5 protein-coding genes, 1 tRNA gene and 2 pseudogenes are annotated in these 9,531 nt (G+C 39.6%); all 8 read right to left on the reverse strand.

Annotated features, from left to right (window positions below; all coding sequences use genetic code 11):
• Positions 1 to 128 (reverse strand): annotated as a pseudogene (locus HC000_RS17610) (transposase); the annotation flags it as partial.
• A gap of 302 nt (positions 129 to 430) precedes the next feature.
• A complete protein-coding gene (locus HC000_RS17615; RefSeq protein WP_179808328.1) occupies positions 431 to 2,332 on the reverse strand; it encodes a SurA N-terminal domain-containing protein in 1,902 nt (633 codons plus the stop codon).
• 171 nt (positions 2,333 to 2,503) lie between these two features.
• Positions 2,504 to 2,812 (reverse strand): annotated as a pseudogene (locus HC000_RS17620) (HU family DNA-binding protein); the annotation flags it as partial.
• Between the two features lie 170 nt (positions 2,813 to 2,982).
• Entirely contained in the window at positions 2,983 to 5,343 is a 2,361-nt protein-coding gene (lon, locus tag HC000_RS17625) for an endopeptidase La (RefSeq protein WP_011328718.1), read from the reverse strand.
• Between the two features lie 149 nt (positions 5,344 to 5,492).
• Positions 5,493 to 6,776 (reverse strand): ATP-dependent protease ATP-binding subunit ClpX, encoded by a 1,284-nt coding sequence (gene clpX / locus HC000_RS17630; protein ID WP_011328719.1) that lies wholly within the window; start codon positions 6,774 to 6,776, stop codon positions 5,493 to 5,495.
• Positions 6,777 to 6,908: 132 nt separating this feature from the next.
• Positions 6,909 to 7,526 (reverse strand): ATP-dependent Clp endopeptidase proteolytic subunit ClpP, encoded by a 618-nt coding sequence (gene clpP, locus HC000_RS17635; protein WP_011328720.1) that lies wholly within the window; start codon positions 7,524 to 7,526, stop codon positions 6,909 to 6,911.
• 164 nt (positions 7,527 to 7,690) lie between these two features.
• The gene (gene tig / locus HC000_RS17640) at positions 7,691 to 8,995 is read right to left on the reverse strand and encodes a trigger factor (protein WP_179808329.1); all 1,305 of its coding nucleotides are present in this window, start codon (positions 8,993 to 8,995) and stop codon (positions 7,691 to 7,693) included.
• A 456-nt stretch (positions 8,996 to 9,451) separates the two neighbouring features.
• Positions 9,452 to 9,528, reverse strand: a tRNA-Pro gene (locus HC000_RS17645).
• Between the last annotated feature and the right edge of the window lie 3 nt (positions 9,529 to 9,531).

Below are 9,531 nucleotides of genomic sequence, written 5' to 3' on the forward strand. Positions count from 1 at the left end.
CGATGTTCATACGATTGATTAGTAAAGTTGTCTACGCCGCATAAAAATGCACGGCGTACACAGCGCGAAATACAGTGATAGTATTTTGTATCGACCAAACTTACCTGACGCTTTCTTGCGATAGCCATGTTGCACCCTGCTTAATTATTGCACTAAAAAGAGCATAGTTAATTACACTGATATTACAAATATTAGGGTGGGTGTCTTTATTGAAAATATTTTAAAATGGGTGTCTGCATTAAAAATATTTCAACTGTAAACCTAAATACCAAGTTTGGTTAATCACTTACTGATATCTGGCACCTTCTTTTAGTAATAACTGCTCTTACTCATAACTGCTCTTACTCATAACTACTTTTCCTAATAGCTGCTTTTTTACAAACAAAAAAGGCGCTTTAAAAAGCGCCTTTTAATTATTTTATTACGAATTTTACTCTGCGGCTTGCGCTACATTTGGTAAGTTAATTTTCGCTTGAGCTTTTAATGACTCAATAAACACCATGTAGTTTTTGTTTGCTTGTGCCATGGTAATGTTTTGCTGAATTTGTGGGTCAATATTATCTGCAACTTCAGCGTTCGTTACCGATTTAAGCGCAACAATCGCAGCATCACCATTATTTAAATTAACTAGCTCAACGATTGCTGAATCAGTTGGGTGAGCCATTTTAAATGTTTGCGTCACAATAGCTGGCGAAACAGTATAGCTCTGACGCGTTAACTGCGCTTCTTGGCGAACTGTTAGGTTTTGCTCAGCGGCAACGTCATTTAAACTCTTGCCTGCTTGTACTTCTGCAAAGAGTGTACGGGCTTTTTCTTTAGCAAGCGCTGATGTTTTCTCGTTAACTAAGCTGGCTTTAATTTGCTCGCTTACATCGCTTAGTGCTTTAGTGGCAGCTGGCTCATGTTCATTAACACGCACCACAATAACATGCTCATTACCTAACTCAATCAGCTCTGAGTTTACTTTATCTTCAAGTAAATCAACTGATGTTAATGCTGTAATAACTGCAGGGCTGTTTAACGGCTCTGGTAGCTCATTTAGCGCTACAAGTGGAGTAGACTTAATCTCTACACCCGCGGCTTCTGCTGCATCAACTAAGCGGTCTGAAATTTCAAACGCAAGCGCGGCCATTTCTGTTTGCTTTTCGTAAAATGCATCTACTTTTTCAGCTTTTTCTAGTTCTGCACGTAAATCTGCTTTTACATCATCGTAGGCTTTTACTTGCTGCGCCTGTAGGTCGGTTAGTTTAATAATGTGGTAACCAAATTCTGATGCTATAACGTCTGAGTAGTCACCTTTATTTTCGAGCGCAAATGCTGCGTCTTCAAAAACAGGATCCATTACATCACGTTCTATCCACTCTAAATCGCCACCCATTTCGCCACTTACAATATCATCAGACGATGACTCTGCTAGCTCGGCAAAATCAGCACCTTGATTTAATTGCGCTAATAAAGACTCTGCTTTTGCTTTAGCTGCATCATCGTCTTCACTGTTATCAATTAAAATATGCGAAACACGACGCTTTTCAGGCTCAACGTATTGCGCTTTACTTTGTTCGTAATAGGCTTTTACGTCATCTTCAGTTACTGAAGCAACTGTAATGTCTTGCGCTTTTAGCTCTATGTAATTAACCGATAAACGCTCAGGAGATAAAAACTGGCCGCTATTTAATTCATAGTAATCTGCTATTTCTTGCTCACTCACTACAACACTGTCTTGCATTGCTTCTTTATTAACTACTAGGTAGTCAATGCTGCGCGTTTGTTGTTGTAGAGCAATGGCACTGTCAAGTTCATTTTTTAGCGCAAAATCACTTCCCGCAACAGCAGATACAAGCTGGCTGCGTGTCATGTCTTTACGTAAATACTCGCGAAATGAGTCTGGTTGAAAGTTCATTTGACGAATAACTTGCAAGTAACGGTCGTTGTTAAAGCTTTCACCAATTTTAAAATAAGGTAATTCTAAAATGGTTTGTCTTACACTTTCATCGCTTACACGAAGGCCTAACTCTGCCGCTAGTTGAGTTTGCAGTTCTTGTTGTACTAAACGGTCAATTACACCTTGGCGTATTTGCGCCATGTAATTTAGATCGGCTGCAATTTGGGTAAAGTATTCACCAAACTGTTGCTCTAATCGGCCTCGTTCATTTTGAAACGCACGATTAAATTCGGTTTGACTAATTTTAATACCATTTACTTCAGCAACAGGTTGTTCTGTGGTTTGACCTAGGTAACTACCAATTCCTGCTAAAGCAAAAGATAAAATCACGGCGCCTAAAATTACTTTGGCTATAGGTCCTTGCGAACCTTCTCTGATTTTCTCAAGCATTTGTTTATCTCTTTTCTGAGCAAGGTTTTTACCTTGTCATATGTAAAAAAAGCGTATCTTACCAGATACGCTTTTTCACTTGAAGTAACTGGCGGTAAAGTTACTTAATTCATCTTCTGTGGTCATTAAGTATTTTTACACTCGCCACAACTAATGTGTTTAAAACAGTGATTAGTTTACTGCGTCTTTTAGTGCTTTACCTGCTTTAAATGCAGGGATAGTTGCAGCAGCAATTTGAATTGTTTCGCCAGTTTGTGGGTTACGGCCTGAACGTGCAGCACGGTCACGAACTGAAAAAGTACCAAAACCAACAAGTGCAACTGAGTCGCCTTCTTTAAGTGCGCCAGTAACTGATTCGATAAATGAATCTAGTGCACGACCTGCAGCCGCTTTAGAAATGTCAGCATCAGCTGCGATTTGATCGATTAATTGAGATTTATTCACAATATCATCCTCTTTAATTGTTGTTATCAAGAGCGATTGTTTTTTACTAACATCACTGTTTTGAAAATTTAGAGCAAACTATTATGCTCATACGATTATATTTTTCTTAAGCCTAGTAACCATAAGGGCTAGGCTTGAAAACCAGTGCTTAACTTATCATACCGTTTAGATTTGAAAAGCCCCTAAAAGCACTTTTTTAGCGTTTTTTATCGGTTTTTCGGCGTTTCGACTGAAAAACTATCAACTGGGTGCACTAAAGCAAGTTTTAATACTTCATCAATCCATGTAACTGGGTGAATATCGAGGCCAGCCAATACGTTGTCTGGGATCTCTTTTAGGTCACGTTCGTTAATTTTTGGAATAATAACCGTTTTAATACCGCCGCGATGCGCTGCTAATAATTTCTCTTTTAAGCCACCAATTGGTAGTACTTCACCACGCAATGTAATTTCGCCTGTCATGGCAACATCGGCACGTACCGGATTACCCGTTAAGCTCGACACTAAACCAGTTACCATAGCAGCACCTGCACTTGGACCATCTTTAGGCGTTGCGCCTTCAGGTACGTGTACATGAATATCGCGCTTTTCATAAAAATCACTGTTAATACGAAACTCTTCCGCTCGGTTTCGTACTACTGTCATGGCTGCTTGTATCGACTCTTGCATTACATCACCTAATGAGCCGGTATAGCTAAGCTTACCTTTACCTGGTACTGCGGCGCATTCAATAGTTAGCAAGTCGCCGCCCACTTCAGTCCATGCAAGGCCGGTAACTTGGCCAATACGGTCGCCGTCTTCTGCTTTACCGTAATCAAAGCGTTGCACCCCTAAAAAGTCCTCTAGGTTGTGCTCATCGATAGTGACTGTTGTGGTGTCTTTTTCGATTAAAATATTTTTAACCGCTTTACGACATAGTTTAGATATTTCGCGCTCTAAATTACGTACACCCGCTTCACGCGTGTAATAACGAATAATACCGGTAATGGCACTATCGGCTATCTCAATTTCATGCTCTTTTAAGCCATTACGCTTAACTTGCTTGGTAATTAAGTGCTGTTTAGCAATATTTAGTTTTTCATCTTCGGTGTAACCCGACAAACGAATAACTTCCATTCGATCTAGTAACGGCCCTGGAATGTTAAAGCTGTTTGATGTAGCAACAAACATCACATCCGACAAATCGTAGTCAACTTCTAGGTAGTGATCGGCAAAATGACTATTTTGCTCAGGATCTAACACCTCAAGTAATGCAGATGCGGGATCACCACGCATGTCTGATGACATTTTGTCGATTTCATCAAGTAAAAACAATGGGTTTTTAACGCCCACTTTTGTCATATTTTGAATCATTTTACCTGGCATTGAGCCAATGTAAGTACGACGATGGCCACGAATTTCAGCTTCATCACGTACACCGCCAAGCGCCATACGAATATACTTACGGCCGGTAGAGCGTGCAATAGATTGACCTAAAGAGGTTTTACCCACACCAGGCGGCCCTACTAGACACAAAATAGGCCCTTTAAGCTTGTTAGTACGTTGTTGCACCGCTAGGTACTCTAAAATACGTTCTTTAACTTTTTCTAAGCCGTAATGGTCGCTATCAAGTATTTTTTGCGCGCCAGCTAAATCTTTTTTAACTTTTGAGCGTTTTTTCCACGGTACACTAATTAGTGTATCTATGTATGAGCGCACTACACTGGCTTCTGCCGACATTGGCGACATCATTTTTAGCTTACTTAACTCAGCCGTCGCTTTTTCTTTTGCTTCGGTTGGCATGCCCGACTCTTCAATACGCTTTTTCAGCGCTTCAAACTCGTCTGGCACATCATCAAGTTCACCGAGCTCTTTTTGAATCGCTTTCATTTGCTCATTGAGGTAATACTCGCGCTGTGATTTTTCCATCTGCTTTTTAACGCGGCTACGTATTTTTTTCTCAACTTGCAGTAAATCTATTTCGCCTTCCATTAGCGCCATTAAGTATTCTAAGCGTTCGGTAACACTTGAGGTTTCTAATACTTTTTGTTTTTCAGGCACTTTTAATGGCATATGAGCTGCCATGGTATCGGCAAGGCGCGCCGGATCGTCAATCCCCGAAACCGAAGTAAGTACTTCTGGTGGGATTTTTTTATTGAGTTTTACATAGCCTTCAAATTGGCTAATTGCGCTGCGAATAAACACATCTTGCTCATGCTCATCTATTGATTCTGATTCAATAAACTGCGCATTAGCTACAAAAAATTCTTCGCTATCAATAAATTCTTCAATTTTTGCGCGCTGCGTACCTTCTACTAAAACTTTTACTGTACCGTCTGGTAACTTTAATAACTGAAGTACAGTGGCAATAGTACCAACACGATAAATATCATCTTGCTCAGGCTCATCTACAGTTGCATCTTTTTGGGCAACCAAGAAAATTTGTTTGTCTTTATCCATTGCCGCTTCAAGGCATTTTATTGATTTTTCACGGCCTACAAAAAGCGGGATCACCATGTGCGGGTATACCACTACATCGCGCAGTGCTAATACTGGGATTTCGACTCGATCGGTTCTCTCAAGCGTCATTATATTTCTCTTTGCACTTCATTTATTTTAAAGATTACTCAAGTATATGGGGATAACCTAATTAAAGTTCAACGATTTTCCCGTACTCAATTAAATTAATTATAAAAAAAGGAGCCTTAGGCTCCTTTTTAAATCAAATAGCTTAAAAACTACTCAGATGCTGCTTTATCTTGATTATTATTTTCATAAATCAAAATTGGGTCTGATTCACCTTTAATTACGGTTTCATCTATAACCACTTTGCTTACATTATCCATAGAAGGTAGCTCATACATAGTATCAAGTAATACACCTTCAACGATTGAACGCAAACCACGAGCACCTGTTTTACGCTCCATTGCTTTGTGGGCAATTGCAGCTAAGGCATCATCGCGAAACTCAAGCTCAACATCTTCCATACCAAACAATACTGAAAACTGTTTAGTAATGGCGTTTTTAGGCTCACTTAAAATTTGTATTAGTGCAGCTTCATCAAGTTCAGTTAATGTAGCAACTACCGGTAAACGGCCGATAAACTCAGGGATCAAGCCGTACTTAACTAAATCCTCTGGCTCTACGTCTTTAAATGTATCACTTAAAGAGCGGCTCGCTGCAGACTCTTTAACATCAACACCAAAACCAATACCGGTATTTTTATGGCTACGTTGCTCAATCACTTTATCAAGACCTGAGAATGCGCCACCACAAATAAACAAGATTTTAGACGTATCTACTTGTAAAAACTCTTGCTGTGGGTGCTTACGGCCACCTTGTGGTGGAACCGAAGCTATGGTGCCTTCTATCAGTTTAAGTAGTGCTTGTTGCACGCCTTCGCCTGATACATCACGCGTAATTGACGGGTTGTCTGATTTACGAGAAATTTTATCAATTTCATCTATGTAAACAATACCACGTTGTGCTTTTTCTACATCGTAATCGCATTTTTGTAACAGCTTTTGAATGATATTTTCAACATCTTCACCCACATAACCCGCTTCGGTTAATGTGGTTGCATCGGCCATAGTAAACGGCACATCTAATAAGCGTGCTAACGTTTCTGCTAGTAATGTTTTACCACTACCTGTAGGACCAATTAATAAAATATTACTTTTACTTAGTTCAATATCTTGCTTAGTCGACTGATTACGTAGGCGTTTGTAATGGTTGTATACCGCTACAGACAATACTTTTTTAGCATGGTCTTGGCCAATAACATAGTCGTCTAAGTGTTTACGAATTTCTTTTGGTACAGGTAGTTTGTCAGAGGCATCGTGCTTAGGCGCAATGTCTTTTATTTCTTCTCTGATAATATCGTTACACAACTCTACACATTCATCACAAACATATACTGAAGGGCCTGCAATTAATTTGCGTACTTCATGTTGGCTTTTGCCGCAAAAAGAACAGTATAACAATTTACTACTTTTGTCGCCGTCTGTAGGAGTGTCAGACATTCAGCTACCTCATTTTATACGTTGGCCACCAAATTGGTCGATGGCTATTTCAATACGTTTTAACTATACCAAAATTTAATTTTTTCGCATAGTAACTCAAAGTGGCAAACAGCCTAGCTGTTTGCCAAACGCTTACTTGCTAGCGCGATTTTTAAATACTGAGTCTACAATGCCGTAATCTACAGCTTGATCAGCACTCATAAAGTTATCACGATCAGTGTCTTTAGAAATCACGTCTAATGGTTGGCCTGTATGCTCAGCCATTAAGCGGTTTAGCTTGTCTTTAATAGACAGGATTTCTTTGGCATGTATTTCAAAGTCAGATGCTTGACCTTGGAAACCACCTAATGGTTGGTGGATCATTACGCGTGAGTTCGGTAGGCAAAAACGTTTGCCCTTTGCCCCAGCGGTAAGTAAAAAAGCACCCATGCTAGCAGCTTGACCTACACAAATTGTACTTACATCTGGTTTAATGAAGTTCATTGTGTCGTAAATTGCCATACCCGCAGTAACCGAACCACCTGGTGAGTTTATATATAAAAAGATATCTTTATCTGGGTTTTCTGATTCTAAGAACAACATTTGCGCTAAAATCAGGTTTGCCATGTTGTCTTCAACAGGACCCGTTAAAAAGATAATACGCTCTTTTAATAATCTCGAATAAATGTCATACGAGCGCTCGCCTTTAGGTGTTTGTTCAACAACCATAGGGACCAATGCGTTTAGGGGATCTGTAATACCAATATTCATACTTATTTAATTCCTTATGCGCTTATACTTGTCCTTATTAAAGAAAAGCATAGTTATCATTTTTCGCAAATTAAGAACCACAAACTAAAATGGCCCGAGCACACTGCATAAACAGAGTAACACGAGCCATTTAATCGTTAGCGAGCACTTAAGTCAATGACTTATTAAGCACCTTGCTGTGGATTCATGATGTCGTCAAATGCTGTTTCAACGTCAGTCACAGTTGCTTTAGCTAAGATAGCCTCAACAGCTTGCTCTTCCATTGCTACATTACGCATTTGCTGCATAAGTTGATCATTCGCTTTGTAGTATTCTACTACTTCAGTTGGATCTTCGTATGCAGAAGCTACCGTTGCGATTAATGCTTCAACTTTAGCGTCGTCAACTTTAATCTCGTTAGCTTTAATCACTTCACCTAATAAAAGGCCAGTTTTAACACGTGTTACTGCTTGCTCATGGAACAATTCAGCAGGAAGCTCAGGCATGTTTTGCGCATCGCCACCAAAACGTTGAGCAGCTTGCTGACGTAATGCGTCAACTTCTTGATCAACTAGTGCTTTAGGCACTTCAATTTCGTTGTTCACTAAAAGACCTTTAATAGCTTGATCTTTAACGTTAGCTTTAACCGCTTGGTCTAGCTCACGTGTCATGTTCTTTTTAACTTCAACTTTAAGCGCGTCAACACCACCTTCCGTAACACCGAATTTAGTTGCAAATTCTTCGCTTAATTCAGGTAACTCTTGCGCTTCAACTTTTTTCACTGTGATAGTGAATTGAGCCGCTTTACCTTTTAAGTTTTCAGCATGGTAATCATCAGGGAAAGTTACGTCAGCAATTGCTTCTTCGCCTGCTTTTTTACCTACGATATTATCTTCAAAACCTGGGATCATACGACCTTGGCCAAGTTCTAATGGGAAGTCTTCAGCTTTGCCGCCTTCAAATACTTCACCGTCGATAGTACCTACAAAATCAACCGTTACACGGTCGTTTTCGCCAGCAGCTGTATCAACTTCAGCCCAGTCTGCGTGTTGCTTACGAAGTGTTTCTAGCATGTTAGCTAAATCTTCGTCAGTTACTGTTACGGCTGGTTTTTCAACTGTAATTTTGTCTAAACCTTGAACTTCAACTTCAGGGTAAACTTCAAACGTAGCCGAAAACTCTAAATCTTTACCAGCTTCAAGTGCTTTTGGAGCAAATGTTGGTGCGCCAGCTGGGTTAATTTTTTCTGAAACAATTGCTTCATAGAAATTACGTTGCATTACTTCGCCAGCAACTTCTTGACGAACTGCTGGTCCAAAACGCTTGTTAATTACTGATGCTGGAACTTTACCAGCACGGAAGCCATCAATACGCTGCGTTTTTGACAGTTGTTGTAAGCGTTTTTTTACTTCATTCTCAACGTTCTCTGCAGGAACGGTGATGGTCAGACGGCGCTCAAGGCCTTGGGTCGTCTCAACAGAAACTTGCATGATTTACCTCAATCTTCAATTTTGGCGACTGTTCGCCTTCTTTACACACAAAGTCATCTTTAGGAGTCTTGATAAAATTTAAACCTTTGTGGCTTAAAAACATTCGTCGCTACCACCAGATACCATTGCTGCTCTGCCCTGCGGGCACTATATTAAAATAATAGACGCGGCATTATAACGTAATATTGATGATAGTCGAGTGTAGGAAACAATTTTTTGAAGCACAATTGTGTTATTAGTAATCAAGCGAATAAAAAACAGGCTAATTTAGCAGCTAATCAAAAGTATAAAATTATAGTTTATAAGTTCTAAAATAGTTTATTAGTGAGTTTTTATTATTTATTTTCGAATATTAACAATCTCTGCTTTAACAAAGTGCTCGATAATACTGATTTTGAAGTGAGTAGTGCGTGTAATATCAAAACCATTTTCATTTATTATTGTTAATAAAGAAAATGGTCGGCGATGCAGGATTTGAACCTGCGACCCCTTGGACCCAAACCAAGTGCGCTACCAAACTGCGCTAATCGCCGATA

The organism is Pseudoalteromonas sp. MIP2626, from assembly GCF_013414205.1.
Classification (GTDB): Bacteria; Pseudomonadota; Gammaproteobacteria; order Enterobacterales; family Alteromonadaceae; genus Pseudoalteromonas; species Pseudoalteromonas nigrifaciens.

Excerpts from the sequence above, each read along its gene's own strand:
- HC000_RS17615 (WP_179808328.1), bottom strand. The coding sequence starts at position 2,332 with ATGCTTGAGAAAATCAGAGAAGGTTCGCAAGGACCTATAGCCAAAGTA.
- lon (WP_011328718.1), bottom strand. The coding sequence starts at position 5,343 with ATGACGCTTGAGAGAACCGATCGAGTCGAAATCCCAGTATTAGCACTG.
- clpX (WP_011328719.1), bottom strand. The coding sequence starts at position 6,776 with ATGTCTGACACTCCTACAGACGGCGACAAAAGTAGTAAATTGTTATAC.
- clpP (WP_011328720.1), bottom strand. The coding sequence starts at position 7,526 with ATGAATATTGGTATTACAGATCCCCTAAACGCATTGGTCCCTATGGTT.
- tig (WP_179808329.1), bottom strand. The coding sequence starts at position 8,995 with ATGCAAGTTTCTGTTGAGACGACCCAAGGCCTTGAGCGCCGTCTGACC.